This is a genomic window from Wolbachia endosymbiont of Muscidifurax uniraptor, from assembly GCF_054149795.1.
Map to the genome: position 1 here is coordinate 1,203,440 of NZ_CP083727.1, position 18,739 is coordinate 1,222,178.

Genomic DNA, 18,739 nt, shown 5'->3' on the forward strand with positions numbered 1-18,739 from the left:
AAGCGACCTTCCAATAAGCAAGTTGCCGCAATTATTTATAATATGGCATAATTGCCCAGTTTTAATGTAAAATTAACGCTAAAGAGGTATCTATACATTTTATTATGTATGGAGGAATGTTATGCACAGTCCCTTTAAAAAACCTAAGAGTAAGGAAGGAGATATTAACCAACAATTGAGCAACACTATATACAAAAAGGTAACAGCAGAAAATTATCAAGAAAATCAAGATGAGACTTCCAAAGAATGCAAAAGGTTGTTCAAGCAGGTAGCTAGTCCTAAAACATTGGCTGAATTGGAAAAAATACTGAGAGAACGACAAAATGAGCAGGCTATTGCAAAACACTTAGAGTCATCCAAGCAAGGAACTAGTCCTGAAGCATTAGCTGAGTTAGAAAAATCAGTGGGGAAAAAAAGAGAACATTATAATAATTATATCCAACACTTTCTTCCAGCGTTGAAAGCAGAAATAACAGAGTCAAAAAAACTAGACTCAAAAAAAAAGGCAGCAATAGTACAAACAATTTTGGATATTACTAACAGGAGCAGCAGTGTAAGCTCAATACCAAATGCTGTTGAAGAAAATATTGAAGATCAAATGCAGCTAAAACATATTGAAGAGCAAAACAACACACAAGAAACACCCTTGAATGTAGCTGAGAAAAAAAGTGGTGATAATAAAATACTTAGTAATTCAGATGTTACAGAGGAAGTGTTTGAAAAATATAGCAAGGTTGTGAAAGAAATAGAGGAGAAGCAAACTTCTAAACTCAGTAGTGGCAATGACTCAGATAGTGGAATAGACTCACCTGGACTGAGTGAAAAAAACTCGATATCACCAATAAATAGTAGAAAAAACAGTTTAACATCAATAGCAAGCACTTCATCTGAGGAAAGTTTAAACTCAACATTGAGCTCTGTTGAAGGAGATAATGGCTTACAACCAGAGGATGAAGGAAAGACAAAATTAGCACAACTAACTAAAACAAGGTCCAAAGGGCCAAGTGGACGAAGATTTCCTTCTAAATATAATAAAAAGATTGAAGATCAAGTTGAGAAAGAGTCACCACAGGTGTCATCCCAGTGCGTGACACTGGGATCCAGAGAAAAAGAAAGTATGGATACAAATAGTCAAACTACTCAGATGACAGGCAGCCAGGCAAAAGATTCAATGCAACCCGAAGAAAAAAGGGACAGAAAAAACGCCATTACAATCGTGCAGAAATTTCCTTTGAATAAGAAAAAGGGTGAAGATACTCCACTTGAAAAACAACCCAATAACAGAAATCTTCACGTTGCATTTGTAGCAGGTTGTGCTCTCTCCACAATAGGGTGCATTGTTGCAGGAGCAATGACATCAGGATTGATAGGAGCAGGACTACTTGCTATGGTTGCAGTGCTTGCTATAGCAGCAGTAGCTGAATTGCATTCAAACTTCCTATCAAGTAAATTAACATCCATTAATGTGAGTCCTCTTGTTGATGATAAGAGCTTACAGCATGTTCGCAGCGGTAAAAATTAAATATGTGTTACTTGTAGTGGATAAGTGAATTCAGTTCTTGCCTATTGATATAAAAGTTGTTATATTTGAGGAATGTTTAAAAGGTGTTTAGTTGATGCGCATTCAATTGAATAAAGTTTTGGTTTTTATAGCCTTATTAAGTTTCATTTTTGCATCATATTCTAGCGAAGCAAGTTCGGCGAGTGATGAATTAAAGGGTATACAAGAAACGGTAAAAAATTTTATTTCTTCATTTTCAGTTAAAGATACTGTAGAAAATATGAGTCCTTCAACAATCATAGGGTTGTGTATAGCTGCAGTGATACTTGCAGTAGTGTTCAGAGGTCTAATCTTTTTTATGATAATGTTTGGTGTACTGGTCCTGGTGTTCGGTAGTACAGAAAAGGCAACAGACTACTTAAAAGAAAAATTTAACTTTGCGAAAGATATAAAATTACAATCCGATAGCGAAAAAAAAGATAAAAATTAAGATAGTATTTTTATCTTTTTTAATTATCTTTATTGAATACGCATATGCAGTTAAAAGTACCAACAGTTAACTCTAAGCTTAAAAAAAAGAACAACTTAGCATTACTAGAAAGCATTGATTTAGATTTTGTTCCTTATGCTTGTCATTACGATGAAGAAACCATACTAACAAAACAGGGAGAATTGTTAAAAATAATCAAGTTAGAAGATTATTCTTCTGTTGATAACTACAGCGACCTCAGAACTGAAATTAGAAAAAGCATATCAAAAAATATTAATAGCCTGTATTTTACCGTTTGGATTCATACCGTTAGAAAGCGCAATAAACTGAGCTTGAAATGGAATAAAACTGAAGACTTCTCTGACAACCTACATTCAACGTGGTTTAATAAACTAACTGATAGTAAATTACAGTATATAAATGAACTATACATTGTAATATTGTTTAGCGATTTTGGCAAGCATACTAATAATTCGTTTTTTTTCAATAGAATAAAGAATAAGCATAAGTTGTCTTTACAAGAAAGCCATCAGGAGTTGCAAAAGATAACTGACGTAATTCAAAATGATTTAGGACCTTTTGGAGCTAAAAAACTGAGTCTAAGGTTTAGTGAAGGTAAAATATATTCTGAAATGATAGAATTTCTCCACTATATTGTTACATTAACGCACAAAGATTATCCAATACATGAAAGGGACCTGTCGCAATATATTAGAAATTTTAAAATAGCTTTTGGTTTCAATACGTTTCAAACAATATTTGAAAATCAACAGAAATTTGGCTCTATTTTCAGCATAAAAGAATACCGGGAAATCTCTTTAGGTAATATAGATAGATGCTTGCAGCTTGAATCTGAATTTATCATTACAGAAATAATGATATTTACTAGTAATAACAAAGCAATAAAAGAATTTAAAAAACAAATCAACATGCTGCAAATTAGTGAGGATAATACCTTACTTAAAAGCTCAGGAATTGAAGAAATAATAGAGCTTGAAAAGACCTCTAGTATAGACTTCTGCCAACAGAAAATTATTTTTACAATATTTGCAGATGATAGGAATAAGTTAGCTGAAAGTATTAGTGATTTATCTTCTATAATGTCATTAGTTGGCTTCATGATGTTTAGAACTGATTTACATATGGAAAGTCATTTTTGGGCACAACTTCCAGGCAATTTTGCTTTTATTACGCAACCGAAAAATATCTTAACAAAATACGCTTGCAGCTTTGCTATGCTGCACGATTTTACGTCAGGTACATTAAAAGGAAGAAGGTGGAAAGAAGCGGTAATGATTTTTTTCTCAAAAAAAGGAAATCCTTACTTCTTTAATTTTCATGGAAAAAGAAATAATGGCCATACTACGATACTCGGAGCTCCAAATTCAGGCAGAACTTCACTCATTAATTTTCTATTATCAGAATCAAGAAAGTTTAACCCAAGAATTGTCATATTGGATAACACTGGAAAATCAATAATTTTTACTAAAGCAGTGAGTGGTAAATATTACATAATCGATCCAAAATATAAGGACAAAAGCCTAAAATTTAATCCACTAAACATTGAAGATAGTGCTTCCAATCGCAATATGTTGGTTGAACTGATCAGAAGAATGGTAGCCGATACGAGCTTGGTGGACGTAGAAGAAAAGATAAGAAAAATTGTGGATTCTATATTTGCTATACCCAAGGAATCACGTTCTATTTCACAAATTTCTGAGGTGCTCTTGCTCCTTGGGGGTAAGATAAGTAGATGGTGTGACGATGGTGACTTTGCTTACTTATTTCAAGATGGTAATGAATCAGATATTGACTGGGAAACAAAAATTATATCTCTCAACACCGCAAACCTTACAAAACAAAAGGAATGTATGTCCGTGATACTTTACTATTTTTTATATTCTTTTGAGGCAAAATGTGATGGCTCGCCTGCAATACTTGTTTTGGATGAAGCATGGGAGATAAGTAATATTTTTCCTACAGAGAAAGAGTTTGATAACTGGATGCAAAGAATGACGGAACTAAATGTTGTAGTAATCCTAAGTACTGAAAATTTAAATCTCGCATTTGCTAGCAAATTTACTCAATATTTAGATAAACATGTTGATACAAGAATCTTGATGCCGAACGTCAATGCAAATAGATTATACATGAAAGCATTTTCTTTATCAAAAGAGGAGCTGAATATAATTCTGCAGACGCCAACGCAGGAAGGTTTATTTTTGATAAAACAGTATAAAGGATTAGTAACTTTAAATTTAGATTTAAAGAATATGCAAGAAATACATGTACTTTCAGCTAACAAAGAGACGATAAAGTATATGTACGAGGCAATAAAGGAAAAAGGAGAAGAAGTTAATGAGTGGTTACCGGTATTTTATGAGAAGTGTAAGGCTTAATTTCTTATTGATATTTTTTTTGATACTTGGTCTTTCGTATCAAGGATATGCTGATTGTCCAACATTTGTAGAAAGTAATACTTGGTTGGAAGCAATAGTTGGTGGAGATTGGGTAAAGGAAATTAAGGTGCAAGCAATAAAAGATCAAGGAGTTGATGGTTACTTTAATCCCAAAATTAGAGTATGTGCTTATGATGGACAAAGTTATTGTTATGACTTACAAAGTGGGGAATCCTGCCGCAAGATATATGGAACGCAAGGTACAGGAGCTGGAGTTTCTGCTGCAGCTTTTATTGATTGGGAAGGGGATAAAACAAAAGCTGGAGGAGAAATTGCTCGGGGTCTTAAATGGGAATGGGCAAACGGTGTTACTGATGAGGAAAAAAGAAGATTCGCTAACTCTCCTAAAATATGTGCTTGCAGTCAAAAAGGGGCTTGTATGTCAGGAACTTCTTCATGGGGTTCTAGAGTATTTTCGGATGAGAATATTTTTCGTCCTGGGGAGATGGAAAAAGTCTGTGATACCTGCTACCAAACGGCAGTAAAATGTGCTCCCGTGCCACTTGCACCTAGTCCCCCTCCATTTTGCGAGCAACTTGCAATTTCACCTCCACAAGTTAGAATTGTTCCTATAACAGATAAAGACAATGATTACTTTAATCCTAAGGTTAAGGTAATCATTGGTGATCTGAAAGGAAGAGACGGAGAGATTGGAGAAAAATTAGATTTCCCTAAAGGGTATGGAGAAAATAAAGCTGAGTGGCGCTCTATTTTAGACAAAGATGGCATCACGTACTACTTCAAAACCTATAGAAAAAAGGGCCAGCTCTGTGCTGAATACCTTGGAACTCAAAGTATAAATGAACAAAATCCACAGTTCGTCCGCTGTTTTCCTGCACCACCTGCTCCAGAACCTGAGATAGTGGAGATAGTAAATAAAAATACATTGAAAGTAGAAATGAAGATGAGTGAGAGCACTTGTGCTAAAGCACATGGAACCTATAGTAATGGTTCCTGTACTTTTAATGTTAATACTGACCTCAACCATCCTATAAACATTGGCCCCCTATCTTTAAAAGTAGTAAAACCAGCAATAGTAGCAAAAACAACTGATAGTAATATTGATAATATTATAGAAGGTATATTAGAAAGTAATCCGCAACAATTTAAAGTTCTGAAAGAATATGGCTATGTTCCTGATGTGCAAATTAAATGTTCTAAAGGCGGAAGTTTTTATAGTTTTAATGATTTTGAGAAAAAGTTAAAAGACAAATCTATTCAATGTGAATTTAATAACTCTGGGCAGCCGGAAATAGAAGTAAAGTATAAAGGAAATTCTAACAGTAAAATGCTTTGTCTTTCTGGATGGCAGCCAGAACCAGAGGAGTTTGTTCTTAAAAGAGAAAATAAAATAATACCACTAAAATTAATGGGAACAAGATATACTAAATACAATGCTGTTTACTCCAAGGAATCAAATCAGTTCTATTATCTTCCAAGCAAGGAAATAGTTTACCCTTTGAAAGAAACTCAAGAGAGGTTGGATAAAATAATATTTAATAAGCAAGAGTATGTTTTCTTCCCTGATGAAAATGAGCAGAAGAAGGGAGAATGCAGTTACTGTGTAAAAAGAAATGATGAGATAGACGATACATTTAAATCTAGTAAAGGACTGAAAGTAGTATACAAATTGACGGATGTAGAGCATAGAGAAAAATGTAATCAAGGTGATGATGGTTGTATCTGCTTTACTGGAACATGCAGCCGTTCAACACGATATGTAGACAAAGAAAACACTCAACCTTTTTATACAAAGATTTCACAAAATACAAATGGCGTTGTCACACAACAAGAAGCACCAATTAAAGCAAACAGAACGGAGGTCTTTTACGCTGATAAATTGTGTAGGTTCGATTTAGAAGGTCTCAAAAAGGAATTAAAAGAAAAATTAAAAGAGATAATCAAGGAACATCTGAAAAATAAGAAACCAGATCTTGAAAAAAATAATGAAAAATCCTATGATCATAAAAATAAAGATGTTTATACAGATGACTTATCAATAAAATTTGATCGTATTAAAATAGAAGCGTGGGGAAGTGGTGAAGCAGGTCATATACAAGGTAGTGGCTGTGACAATCAAAAATGCCATTCTACTGAAAGCAGAGTAGGGATGCCAGGAGATTATATTAAAGCTAAACTGAAAATCGATCCTAATTATCCTATAATTAAGGTGCAAGTCACAGGGGGAGGGGGTAACCAGGAAAGTAACCTCTCAGATAAGGACGGGGGACCTGTTTTCATAGAAATGTGCAATTCGCAGAAGCAACATTGCCAGCAACTGATTACTGTTGCAGGTGGAGGTGAGTATAGAACATACGGTGGTAAGGGTTATGGGGAAACAGTAATTCATAAGCAAGATTTAAAGCTAGAGGAGAAAATTGTAAAGGCAGATAAACTGGAGTCTACACAAGACAATCAAATAGCATATATAGAAAATGGTGAAATCAAGTATGAAACAGTAGAGTGTGGAAGTGGTTTGAGAAGCAGTAGATCTGGTGCAGGTGGCTGCATTAATAAAAGCAAAGGAATTTATGGTAAAGGCTCTCCAGGGTATGTGAAGATTAGACCTATTATAAAGGAATTTGACGAAGAAGAAATAAATGCTGCTATTAAAAAAGTAATAGAGGATCTATACGATCTTGAAACTATGACTGATTTTTGGGTAGGGGATCTTAACGTGAATATAAGTGGGATAATTAAAGAGGAACTCAAAAAAGAATTGTTAAGGTAAAAAGATATAACTCTGAAAATTATGCTCTCGTTTTAATAATTAATTAAAGTAAAGCATGTAGTAAATGGTGTAATTGCTGTATCTTAACAAAAAGGTATAACGAATGTAAGGAGGGTACTTTATGTCTCTAAAGAATAAAATTTCTGAGCTAATAGAACAACAATTTAGCATTAAATACCATGACAATTATTTGGCTTACGCTATACATAAGTGGGCTGCAAGCGAAATATCTAATTCTATTGCTTTTTGCATAATTGGTTGTGGAAATTGCAAGATTGGATATCAAGATGCTGCAAATTCGTTCAACATAACAAAAGAAGAAATTGAACAAGGCAATATTGCAAGCGTAGAAAGTAAAATAAAAAATGAAGCTGAAAAATCAGGTAGCGAGTTTTCTGAGTTGATTTCTAGAGTGGATCAATCGCTAAAAGAGCAGAGTGAAAAGTCTATTGTACAAATTTTAGATTCATCCGCTGAGGAGATGTTAAGGAGTTTCTGTGATAACCCTGTACAGTCTCCAGAGCCTCAAGAACCCTCTGCTTCATCTGAAGAGCATGCTACAGAAGGCCCAGAAACTAGTGTTAATTCAGATCTTCTGTCAACCTAATCAACCCCATATATATGTTTTTTTTGTACCCATGCTTTGCGTTTTGGGGTGGAAAGAAAGCACCATTCTTCGTTGCATTTTTCTATCTTCATCACAACAAACTTGTCTATTTTCATAGTAATCTTGCTGTCTACACTCTGTTTTTGATATCCATAAGTATCTTCTTTTACAATCGCGTAGCGCTTATCACTAAGAAGATTGCCTTTTATCCATCCGCAGTCTTCATCTATATCGCAGACCTTTTTCCAACTCTCAAACTCTTCTATCACTTTCAGGGGCAGATTTTTGCAAGTGTATATCCATTTTACAGGATAGTGAAACCCTGGCCCCGTTCTCATGTTGATCTTATTTGATTTGGTTGAAACAAAGTTGTTAGCAAACAAGCTATGGCTAAATAATAAAAACAATAGGATAATAGTACTGAACCAAGATCCCAGTGTCACGCACTGGGATAACGTGAGGGATAGTGTAACAGACTTATTCATCATAATTCACGATTAGGTTGACATAAGATAAAGAGTAAATTAAAAATTGAATAGATCTTTAAATGCAAAATCAATGCCTATAGAAATATTAATGCCTGCTCTTTCACCGACAATGAGCAAAACTGGAGGAAAAATTGTAAAGTGGCATAAAAAAGAACAAGACAAAGTTGAAGTAGGCGACGTAATTGCTGAGATAGAGACTGATAAAGCCATAATGGAGTTTGAATCTATAGATGAAGGAGTTTTAGCAAAAATTTTAGTAACAGAAGGAGCAAGTGGCGTGCCTGTAAATCAACCAATAGCTTTAATGCTGGAAGAAGGAGAAGATGAAAGTCCACTTAACAACTATACTTCAACTTCCATCAATAGTGCAGTTAAAAAGGAAGTGACAAAAAGTGCTGTTGATAATCAAAAATCAGAACACCAAGATTTAAACGGAAAGCCAATAAGTCATTCTTCGGTGTCATTCCAGCGCGTGACGCTGGAATCCAACCCCTCAATGTCATCCCAGTGCTTGACGCTGGGATCTAGAAAAGAAGAATGGATCCCAGTGTCAGCTACTCAGATGACAGAGGGTTATGCAGAAGGTAGAACAAAAATAAGCCCATTAGCTAAGAAAATAGCTCAAAATGAAGGGGTTAATGTGCAGCAATTAAAAGGTACAGGACCATATGGTCGCATAATTAAGGCTGATGTGTTGGAGTTTTTAGGCAGTGGTATACATACTGAAAGTCCTGAGAAAGATACCATAGTTGAAGTAAGCAACATGCGCCAAGTGATAGCACAGCGCCTGACTGAATCAAAACAGAATGTTCCACATTTTTATTTAACTGTAGATTGCCAGGTTGATAAGTTAATATCGTTAAAAAACGAGATTAACTCAGCAGATGAAAACAATAAAGTAACAATTAATGATCTAATCATAAAAGCTGCAGCTTTCAGCATGAAAAAATTTCCTGATATAAATTCTTCGTGGATAGATAATAAAATACTGAGATATTCAAATATAGATATTTCAATCGCTGTGGCACTTGAAGATGGGCTAATTACTCCTATAGTAAAAAATGCTGATAAAAAGGGTATTTTATCTATATCAAAAGAAGTGAAAGATTTAGTAAGCAGAGCAAGATCTGGAAAATTGAAACCTGAAGAGTTTCAAGGAGGAGGGTTTACTATCTCCAACTTAGGGATGTTTGGTATAAAAGCCTTCAGTGCTATAATCAATTCGCCGCAATCTTGCATTATGGCAGTTGGTGCATCTAAAAAACAACCAATTGTTATGAATGAGAAAATAGAAATAGCAGAAATAATGACAGTAACGCTCTCTGTTGACCATAGAGCAGTTGATGGGGCACTCGGAGCAAAGTTTTTGAATGCCTTTAAGCATTATATAGAGAATCCTCTGGTGATGCTTATTGAAACTGCGGTAATCTATTAGCATTGTTATTACAAAATTAATACCTCTAAGTTTATACTTTTATTAGTTAATAGGTTTAGAGGTAAAAAAATGAATACTACGGTAGAAAAAAATAATCCAAAAATTTTTCCTCAAAATGAAGGAAAGGTTAACTCAAAAGGCATGGTTGCCCCACCTGTTCCTCCGAAATCTTCCCAAGCTAAATTTGCTGGAATAAAAGCAATTTTTGAGCGAAATGTACCTCATTCTCAAGCAAATGATAGTAATAAAACAGTGAGTAGCAATCTTGGAAGAACATTTGGCCCAACAATGCAAAAACTCATGGAAGACAACATTCATAGCACTCCTAACAAACAACGCCGCAATTCAGGGGATAGTGGTATCAGTGATATTAGTAGCAGCACTTCTGATGATGAGGATAGAACAATAAAAGATAAAATGATGGAAAATGTTAAGCAGGATAACCATCAAAAAAGCTTTGATTTACATAAAGTACAAGCAACTGATGAATTAGAAACCGTAAAATTTCTCAAAACGCTAAGCAAGAAAGAAAGAGAAAAACTTGGTTTTTCTCCTAAACAGCAAAATAACCAAAAGGTTGAGACTAGCAAAAAAACTTATAATCCACTTGATTGGAATCCAATCTATCAAGGTAAAAAGCTCTTTAGCTTAGGCAATATGTCGAGTAATTCGTCTTCATGTAGTGAAAAAAGCAATATTTCAGATGTAAGCGATAAGTCTAATAATTCAAACATTGTTAGATGTAATATTACTAGGAGTAACAGTAAGGAAGACCTTCGTAAACCTGATGCTTCACATAATGACAAATCTGCAGGTAAAAAATTATCTAATGTCAATGTAAGCGAATTAATCAGAAAGTTTGAACAAGGTAATGACATAGTAAAAGGGCGTTAATCAAATGTTACCCTATCTTTGTATATGTAAAGGTAGGGTATCTTTTCAAAATAGTATATCCTTTATAGCTTTGTTAATTTTTGACTCCCTCTCTGCAAAAGCAGTTTCTAGAGAGGTTTTAAGTTTTTCCCATTCTTCTTGACCATTTAGAACTAAAGATTTATATTCATTTTCAATTTTTTCCAATGCTCTTTGATATGAAAAACCTAATTCCTCATATATATCAATATTTATCGATTGCAGTATTACCAAAAATGAAAACAAATTCGGATCAGGTAATTCTTCTCTTGTGTGATTCAGAAGACACAGCTTTATTTTTTTTACGCAGTATTCTATTGTTTTTAACGATAGTGACAGGCTTTCTGTATAAAATATAAAACTATCTACAATCAAATTTTTTGACTTTTTCGGTAATTTAATATTTTCAAATAGTTCTTTTGTAAATTTTTCTATCGGTTGTTTTGGCAAATGTAAAGAGAGATCAGTAAAAGATTTTAGGTCAAAATTTGGTCCAAGTATTGTGCTGATTGCTCTTTGTACATTACTCTTATCTTTACTTACAGAAATAATGAAAACCAGCCCCTCCACATCAAGCATATACTTTATAGATTCCAAAAAATCGACAACGAATTTAGGACGGCACACATCAAGATTATCCACCATTATATAAATGTTTTTGTCTTTTCTGATTTTATTAACCACATCCGCTAACTGTGTTTTAAAATCTCTAGTACTCTCTTTTCTTCTTTGGAGAAGACTTAATTCACTCAAGACAAAACCTATGTCTTTTTTATCAGCCTCTTTTGCAGCATCAAGAAATACTGAAAGCATAGCAAGTGGAGATTTACTGATCAGCTTTCCTAGTGTGTTTAGAGAAAATAGCTCTTGGTTTATGTTCTTGAACTGTTGTATAACACTTCTTTTTACTTTATACGATACAAATAAATCTTCAAATAGGAAATTTAAAAAAGAAGGCAGTGGTTGGTCCAATGCATTGATATCCCATGCACTATAATAAGCTGCAATTTCATTTTGCTGTTTTAACTCTTTTACCCATTCTTTCAAAAAAAACGTCTTGCCCCATCCATCATATCCTTCCAAAGATATTATTGTAAAAGACTGATCAATTGTTTTAATTATAGTGTTGAATTTACCTGAAAATTGCTTATAGTTTAGGTGGTCATTTTCCCAAGCCACCACTTTAAGTGGTGGCACTATTTTTTTCTTTTTGAATGTTATTAGCGATATAAGTTTTTTTAAGCACATGTCTTATTTTATATTTAACTCATATTCTTGTCTTGAAGTAAGTGCTATCCTCAGCGTTCCTTCATCAAGATAGTCAATTTCTCCGCCCATTGGTATGCCGCAAGCAAGGCGTGATATTTTCACATCCAAATTTTTTAGCAATTCAATTATATATTGTGCAGTAACTTGGCCCTCTAATGTCGGATTAATTGCGATAATTATCTCTTCAATTTTAGACTCTGTCACTCTTTTCAGAATAGTGTCAAGGTTGAGTTCTTTTGGACCTATGCCATTTATTGCAGACAATCTGCCACCCAAAACATGGTATAAACCTGAATATATATTTCCTTTTTCAAACGCCCATAGATCACCTAATTCTTCTACTACACACAGTAACTTAGTGTCACGTTTTGGGTTAGTACAAATAGAACAAGGTGACTTAGTATCTAGATTTCCGCAAACTTCACACTCTATTATAAGATCTGCTAGCTCTTTAATCAAAGATGCAAGTGGTAGCATAACTTTTTCTTTGTTTTGGAGTAAATGTATAACTAACCTGCGTGATGATGATGGCCCTAAACTTGGCAATTTAGAGAAAGCATGAACTAGATTCTTTATGTTAACGTTCATTCAATAAATTCAGAATAGGCAGTCAAATGGTAACATCAAACCCTTTGTAAAGAAAGTGGTAAGTTTCTCTTGATCCCACTTTGATCAGCTATAGAAAAAATTTTTTACTTTAACGAAAAAAATTACTTCCGCACACTTAAAGCCTGATTATAATAGACTTCTTGCATAACCCAAACTAAGTAGAAAAAAGGTATCATCCAAGTAGCTGACACTGGTTCCTTTATGACGGCAGTACCTTCTTCTGTCATCCGAGTAGCCGACTACTTGGATCCAGGAAATTTAACTCTACCAAGTATAGCTCTTTCCATAAAAGTCCGGATGTGATAGGATAAGGGTAGATGATGATAAGGAGGTTGAATGCCAGCAGCATATAGTTATGATTTAAGAAAAAAAGCAATGGAAGCGCTAGACGAAGGAGAAAGCAGAGAAACAGTGGCAGCAAGATTTAAGATTGGACGAACTACTTTATGGGAGTGGCAGCAAAGAAGAAAAGAAACAGGAGACTTTCAATCAAAAAAACTTGGAAATGGGGGTTACAATCACAAAATTACCGACTGGGGTACCTTTGCCAAATTTGCCAGAGAACACGGAGGAAAGACTCTATCGGAAATGGCTAAACTTTGGAACAACGTTAGTATCCAAACGATCTATCGAGCCCTTAAAAAAATTGGATTTACGCGCAAAAAAAGACATATGGATACAAGGAAAGAAACGAAGAAAAACGTGCTGAATTTTTGAAAATTATAGCGACAAAAGAACCTAAAAACTTAGTGTATATAGATGAGTCTGGCATTGATAACACCGAAGACTACCCCTAAGGATATTGCCAGAAAGGACAGCGGTTTTATGCCTTAAAATCTGGAAAGAAAACTCAACGAATCAGTATGGTTGCAGCCTTAAGTGGAAGAAAGATAGTTGTTCCGTTAACCTTTGAAGGCCACTGTAATATGGATGTTTTTAATGGATGGTTTGAGCAATTTTTGACACCGATCTTGGAACCTGGACAGACTGTCATTCTTGACAATGCTACTTTTCATAAGTCTGATAAAGCTTGCTAAAGGGGTTGGTGCAGAAATTTTGTATCTGCCGCCTTATTCTCCAGATTTCAACAAAATTGAGCATCATTGGTTTGCTATAAAAAACAGAGCCAGGAAAAACATTCCTCTATTCGAATCCTTTCGTCGTGCTGTTGATTCTGCCTTCCTATGACCTGTTCGGACTATTATGAGAAATGCTATACTACATAAGGCCTAATTTCCGGAAGATCAACTTTTTGGTGAACATAAGGTTTTTCGCATATTACAAGCTCTCCTCCGCATTCGCAAATATTAGGCAACTCTATTTTTACTACTTTATCCGCTTCCATTGTAGCATGAAAATTTCCTTTATGCCCAACCTGATCGCCAACATTCCTTTCGCTTTTTGGCTTGTCCTTTTTTGTTTTGTACAATTCTTTAGAGCTCGGTAGAGATGAATTTTTCGAGTTTAAACCAAGCCTTTCCTTTAATTCAGCGTTCTCTATCTTTAAAGCTTTATTTTCTGCTTTTAAGTTTTCTATCTCTGCTTTCAGTTTTTCTATTTTTTGCTGTAAACTTTTGCAAAGTTCTAAAAGGTTTACCACATTACCTCACTTTTGCTCTATGATTATCTTTTTAGATCACTTTGTCTACCTTATTCTACCACTCCGCTGAACGGATACCTTGGGTTAGCTATAGCTAACACCACAATTGTACTAACATTGTGATTTGAGAACAACCTTCACCAGAAAGGGTGTCATTCCAGTGTTAAGCACTGGAATGACGAGAGGTAACGCAAGAAGTTTACTCTTAATAAAAACCTGATGATGAATCATTATTACCAAATTTCGGCCTATTTCTATTGCTGAAACCAGAACGAGGACGAGGAGGCCTCTTATGGTGACTTCCTCCAGGTTTTCTACTAAATGAATTATTGTAATAATTATCCCTGTCATTTGGACCATCTTTCCTTTCCTCGTTGTAAAGCTCACCTTCAAAAAACTCTCCCGTCTCTTGATCAACCCGACGTCTTGACAACTTTGGACACCCACCTTTTTCGAAGTCAATTACTAGTGCTTTGAAAGTATCATCTTGTTTAAGTACGCTCTCTATAGAATCTATATGTTCATTAGCTACTTCACTTATGTGCATTTTTCCTTTTCTGCCATTAAGAAATTCAAGCTCTACAATAGACTTCTCTATTCTTACAACCTTGACATCAACTATAGAACCTTGTTCTAGTTCTGTTATTGAATCAATCATCATACTCTTTGCAATTTCAGCTTCAGTGCCACTCGTAGCAAAAACAGAAACTTTACCATCATCTCCTATTTCAATTTTTGCATTACTTCTTTCACACACACTGCGTATATTTTTCCCCTTAGAACCTATAGCAGCAGAAATTTTGTCTTTATCTATGTAAAATGATAACATCCTTGGTGCATGGTCTTTGACATCATCACTGTGTTCTGAAATCACTGCATTCATTTTTTCTAAAATATGTAATCTTCCAGCTTTTGCCTGTTCTAAAGATTTTTCAACAATTTCAAAGCTTATACCAGAAATTTTCATGTCCATTTGTAGCGCCGTAACCCCTTCACTAGTTCCTGCTACTTTAAAGTCCATATCCCCAAGATAATCTTCATCACCAAGTATATCGGAAAGTATTACATACTCGTCTTTATCTTTGATGAGACCCATAGCAATTCCAGCAACAGGGGCCTTTATTGGCACACCCGTATCCATTAAAGCAAGAGAAGTCCCACAAACTGTTGCCATAGAAGAAGAACCATCAGACTCCAAAATTTCGGACACTACTCTTATTGTATAAGGAAATTCAGACTTATCGGGTAAAACAGGATGAATTGCTTTCCAAGCAAGTTTGCCATGACCGATTTCTCTTCTTCCTGGTGCACGCGCAGCAGAAGTTTCTCCAACAGCAAATGAGGGAAAGTTATAATGCAACATGAAATGCTCACGTCTATCCCCTTCAATATCATCCACAATTTGCTCATCTTGAGTGGTGCCAAGAGCAGTAACAACCAGTGCCTGAGTATTGCCTCTTGTAAATAGTGCAGAACCGTGAGTTTTGGACAGAATATCAACTTCAACTTCTATCTGACGTATCTCATCATGCTTACGACCGTCTATCCTTACACTTTTCTTCCTAATTATTTCACGTACTAAAGATCTTTCAAAGTTTTTTACTGCATACGTAATTAACTTTTCGTCTTTTCCAGTTTCTTTAAGAGTATTCAATATATTCTCTCTGATCGCTTCTAGAGCTTGAACTCGCTCTTGTTTTACTGTTTGCGAATATGCTTTTTCAAAATCTTTACCGTATTTTTCGAGCTCTTGTGTTATATCTGATGCATCAATAGGGGCAAAGCTCTCAGGTTTATTGCCAATTGTATCAGCAAACTCTTTTATGAGCTTAATGACAGGCTTAAGGTGTTCATGGCCAAATTTTATTGCATTAAAAACATTTTCTTCAGAGAGCTCTTTCACTTCTGATTCAACCATTAAAATTGAATTTTCATCACCAGACAAAAACAGATCCAAGCTGCTTGCTTTCATCTCTTGAACAGAAGGGTTGAGTATATAGTTATTATTTTCATCACAACCAACCATCACTCCAGCTATAGTAAAGTGAAAGGGAACACCAGAAATTGCAAGAGCTGCAACAGCACCAATCAATGCTGGCACTTCAGGAGGATTGACTGTATCATAAGTTAATAGATTGCACACCACACTAATTTCATCATGAAATCCTTCTGGGAATAGTGGTCTTATACTTCTATCTATTACTCTTGAGATTAAAGTTTCTCTATCAGATGGCTTGCCTTCTCTTTTAAAAAACCCGCCAGGGATCTTACCCATGGCATAGCTTTTTGCGATAAACTGCACATTTAAAGGTAGGAAATCAACGCTTTCTTCCTTCTTTTTACGTACAACAGTTACCAAAACAGAAGTATCACCGTAATTTACAACTACTGAACCATGAGCTTGGCGTGCTATTTTTCCTGTTTCTAAAGATAAGGGACGACCACCCCACTCTATAGATTTTTTTATAATTTTAAACATATTAAATTCCTCGATTATTTTCTAATGCCTAACTTCTCTATTAATTCCTGATAGGCTTCATTACCAAATTTACGCTTTATATAATTTAAGTGCTTGCGTCTTCTACCTATCAATATAAGTAAACCACGCTTAGAGTGATGGTCATGCTTGTGCACTTTAAAATGCTCAGTTAAGTTACTGATCCTCTCGGTCAAAATTGCACATTGTACAAAAGATGAGCCTGTATCATCTTCTTTAATTGCATATATATTTATCAAACTCTTTTTCTTTTCGGATGTTATCGACATCTAAACCTCATTTTAAATATTAAAAACACGAATAGGTTTCACACAACCATAAATAAAACTGCAGATTGCAATAGGTACACTACCCACCACCGCACAACAAATATCATGATTCTTTAAATTACGCAAGTTATTTAATACAACTTCCTGACCTTTTCTGATTTTTCCCGCATCTTCTAGGGAAATTTCAACTTTGAACATCGATTTTAAAGCCGATTCAATGGGGATGACGAAACTTTTTGTATTACTCCCTGTCACTCCATCATCTTCTGTCATCCCACCCCCCTCTGTCATGAAAGTAGCTGACACTGGTTTCCATCCAAGACGGTGTCATTCCTTACTATTACCCACAAATATAAATGTACTTATAAATAAAGTATTACAATATTAGAGTTTGCAAATATTGAGGGTATAAAAATGGCAAACGAGAGTAATGAATGGGCTAAAAATGAATTTGGAGATGCTGTACTTGGAGATAAAAGATTAACTGACCGATTAGTAAATATTGCTGACAGTTTGATAAGTTTACCTGAAAGCTCAATTAATGAGGCATGCGGAAGTTGGTCAGAAGCAAAAGCAGCATATCGTTTTTTTTAAAATGAGAACGTAAAAGAAGTCGATATTCTAGCTTCACACATTGATAAAACAGTTGAGAGAACAAAAGCTCACAAGAGGGTTCTTGTCATTCAAGATACCAGTTACATTGTATATAATAACCATAAAAAAACAAGCGGATTAGCAAATTTGTCCAGTTATGATACTGCAAAAGGTATTATAATGCGTACAGCTCTTGCCGTTAGTATAGAAGGTTTGGTACTAGGGATACTAGATCAAAAAGTTTATTCAAGACCTGAAGAAACTGAGAACCTTAAAAAAAAGAGCGATCGCATTGAAGATAAAGAAAGCGTAAAGTGGTTGGAAACTTTAAGAAAAACAAATAATATTATTGATCCAACTCAAACTGAGACTATAACTGTATGCGATAGAGAAGCAGATATATATGACTTTTTTGAGCTTGCACATAGTCTTAATTCGGCAGTGCTAGTTAGAGCATGCAGAGATAGAGCAGTAAATAGAAAATCTCGATATCCTGAAAAAGGTGAGCAGAAGTTATGGGCATTTATTAAATCCTCTCATTGTGCAGGTACGGTAGAAGTTGAAGTTCCTGTAAAAGATAATAAGCCAAAAAGAACAGCACGTTTGGAAGTTAGATTTGGAAAGTTTATGATGAATCCATCTAAGAATAATATTAGGCATAAGACGGAAGAACTACCTAAATTACCACTTTATGCAGTTTATGTTGTTGAGAAAACTCCCCTTCCCTTAAAAAAAAACCGCTAGAATGGATGCTATTAACGAATCTTTCAGTTAATACTTTCGATGAAGCTGTTGAAAAAATTAGTTGATATTGCCTTAGATGGAAAATAGAGATATTACATAAAATTTTAAATCCGGTCTCAAAGTTGAGGAATGTAGACTTGGAACAGCAGAAAGATTAATGAGGTATTTAACAGTCATGAGCATTATTGCTTGGAGAATTTTCTTTATTACATCAATTGCAAGAACTAACCCAACATTACCATGTACTGCCTTATTAGCTGAGGAAGAATGGAAAGTTTTATATGTTAAAATACACAGGAAACCATGTCCAAATATAGCCCCTACTATAAAAGAAGCCGTTTCGTGAACTTGGAGGTCATTTAGCAAGAAAAAGCGACCCAAAACCAGGACCAATTACTCTTTGGAAAGGATATAAACGTCTCTTTGATTTAGCAGAAGGATGGCGACTTGCTCACGAACCTCATATTTGTTGGTAATAGTAAGATTTGAGAGGTTGTCCACAAACCAAGGAATACGTAGTATATAAAGAAAGAA

Annotated in this window: 16 protein-coding genes and 2 pseudogenes; 11 read left to right on the plus strand and 7 right to left on the minus strand. The window is 34.9% G+C overall.

From position 1 onward, the window contains the following. Positions 1-121 precede the first annotated feature (121 nt). The 5 genes from LA754_RS06255 (at position 122) to LA754_RS06275 (ending at position 7,788) form a co-directional block, all read left to right on the plus strand. Positions 122-1,522, plus strand: a complete 1,401-nt coding sequence (locus LA754_RS06255) for a hypothetical protein (protein ID WP_457923636.1) — start codon at positions 122-124, stop codon at positions 1,520-1,522. A gap of 94 nt (positions 1,523-1,616) precedes the next feature. After that, entirely contained in the window at positions 1,617-1,991 is a 375-nt protein-coding gene (locus LA754_RS06260) for a hypothetical protein (RefSeq protein ID WP_006279398.1), read from the plus strand. 44 nt (positions 1,992-2,035) lie between these two features. After that, a complete protein-coding gene (locus LA754_RS06265; RefSeq protein ID WP_077188410.1) occupies positions 2,036-4,390 on the plus strand; it encodes a VirB4 family type IV secretion/conjugal transfer ATPase in 2,355 nt (784 codons plus the stop codon). After that, positions 4,371-7,181, plus strand: a complete 2,811-nt coding sequence (locus LA754_RS06270; RefSeq protein WP_457923637.1) for a hypothetical protein — start codon at positions 4,371-4,373, stop codon at positions 7,179-7,181. Before LA754_RS06265 ends, LA754_RS06270 begins: the two co-directional genes overlap by 20 nt. A gap of 121 nt (positions 7,182-7,302) precedes the next feature. Further along, positions 7,303-7,788 carry a WBM0748 family T4SS-associated protein gene (locus tag LA754_RS06275; protein WP_006280057.1) on the plus strand — a complete coding sequence of 162 codons (486 nt, stop codon included), beginning with the start codon at positions 7,303-7,305 and terminating at the stop codon, positions 7,786-7,788. Here the strand turns inward: LA754_RS06275 and LA754_RS06280 are convergent. Then, positions 7,785-8,276, minus strand: coding sequence for an SH3 domain-containing protein (locus tag LA754_RS06280; RefSeq protein ID WP_007551030.1), 492 nt, complete (start codon positions 8,274-8,276; stop codon positions 7,785-7,787). The genes LA754_RS06275 and LA754_RS06280 overlap by 4 nt on opposite strands. 70 nt (positions 8,277-8,346) lie before the next feature. Between LA754_RS06280 and LA754_RS06285 the strand changes: the two genes are divergently transcribed. Both LA754_RS06285 and LA754_RS06290 read left to right on the plus strand, forming a co-directional pair. After that, on the plus strand, positions 8,347-9,711 hold the full coding sequence (locus LA754_RS06285) for a pyruvate dehydrogenase complex dihydrolipoamide acetyltransferase (RefSeq protein ID WP_077190567.1): 1,365 nt from the start codon (positions 8,347-8,349) through the stop codon (positions 9,709-9,711). A 69-nt stretch (positions 9,712-9,780) separates the two neighbouring features. Continuing rightward, entirely contained in the window at positions 9,781-10,605 is an 825-nt protein-coding gene (locus tag LA754_RS06290; protein WP_006280062.1) for a hypothetical protein, read from the plus strand. A 45-nt stretch (positions 10,606-10,650) separates the two neighbouring features. Here LA754_RS06290 and LA754_RS06295 read toward each other — a convergent pair whose 3' ends face one another. Together LA754_RS06295 and recR are read right to left on the minus strand one after the other, a co-directional pair. Beyond that, entirely contained in the window at positions 10,651-11,871 is a 1,221-nt protein-coding gene (locus tag LA754_RS06295; RefSeq protein WP_077190565.1) for a KAP family P-loop NTPase fold protein, read from the minus strand. A 3-nt stretch (positions 11,872-11,874) separates the two neighbouring features. Then, complete coding sequence (gene recR, locus LA754_RS06300; RefSeq protein ID WP_010963080.1) at positions 11,875-12,480, minus strand: recombination mediator RecR; 606 nt, start codon at positions 12,478-12,480, stop codon at positions 11,875-11,877. A 357-nt stretch (positions 12,481-12,837) separates the two neighbouring features. Between recR and LA754_RS06305 the strand changes: the two genes are divergently transcribed. From LA754_RS06305 to LA754_RS06315, 3 genes are all read left to right on the plus strand, one after another. Then, entirely contained in the window at positions 12,838-13,218 is a 381-nt protein-coding gene (locus LA754_RS06305; protein WP_353285821.1) for a helix-turn-helix domain-containing protein, read from the plus strand. 140 nt (positions 13,219-13,358) lie between these two features. Continuing rightward, positions 13,359-13,538 carry a transposase gene (locus tag LA754_RS06310; protein ID WP_457923743.1) on the plus strand — a complete coding sequence of 60 codons (180 nt, stop codon included), beginning with the start codon at positions 13,359-13,361 and terminating at the stop codon, positions 13,536-13,538. Beyond that, positions 13,504-13,689: a transposase gene (locus LA754_RS06315; protein ID WP_259348473.1), complete on the plus strand. Its 186-nt coding sequence runs from the start codon at positions 13,504-13,506 to the stop codon at positions 13,687-13,689. The genes LA754_RS06310 and LA754_RS06315 overlap by 35 nt, the downstream gene beginning before the upstream one ends. Before the next feature lie 28 nt (positions 13,690-13,717). Here LA754_RS06315 and LA754_RS06320 read toward each other — a convergent pair. From LA754_RS06320 to LA754_RS06335, 4 genes and pseudogenes are all read right to left on the minus strand, one after another. Next, a pseudogene (locus LA754_RS06320) lies at positions 13,718-14,101 on the minus strand (DUF6444 domain-containing protein); the annotation flags it as partial. A gap of 205 nt (positions 14,102-14,306) precedes the next feature. After that, positions 14,307-16,580, minus strand: coding sequence for a polyribonucleotide nucleotidyltransferase (gene pnp / locus LA754_RS06325; RefSeq protein WP_077188412.1), 2,274 nt, complete (start codon positions 16,578-16,580; stop codon positions 14,307-14,309). A gap of 14 nt (positions 16,581-16,594) precedes the next feature. Beyond that, positions 16,595-16,867: a 30S ribosomal protein S15 gene (gene rpsO, locus LA754_RS06330; RefSeq protein WP_006279944.1), complete on the minus strand. Its 273-nt coding sequence runs from the start codon at positions 16,865-16,867 to the stop codon at positions 16,595-16,597. A 12-nt stretch (positions 16,868-16,879) separates the two neighbouring features. Continuing rightward, positions 16,880-17,173, minus strand: a complete 294-nt coding sequence (locus LA754_RS06335) for a hypothetical protein (RefSeq protein ID WP_236718489.1) — start codon at positions 17,171-17,173, stop codon at positions 16,880-16,882. Between the two features lie 108 nt (positions 17,174-17,281). On the opposite strand from LA754_RS06335, the pseudogene LA754_RS06340 reads away from it, so the two are divergent. Continuing rightward, a pseudogene (locus tag LA754_RS06340) lies at positions 17,282-18,681 on the plus strand (IS4 family transposase). Positions 18,682-18,739 lie beyond the last annotated feature (58 nt).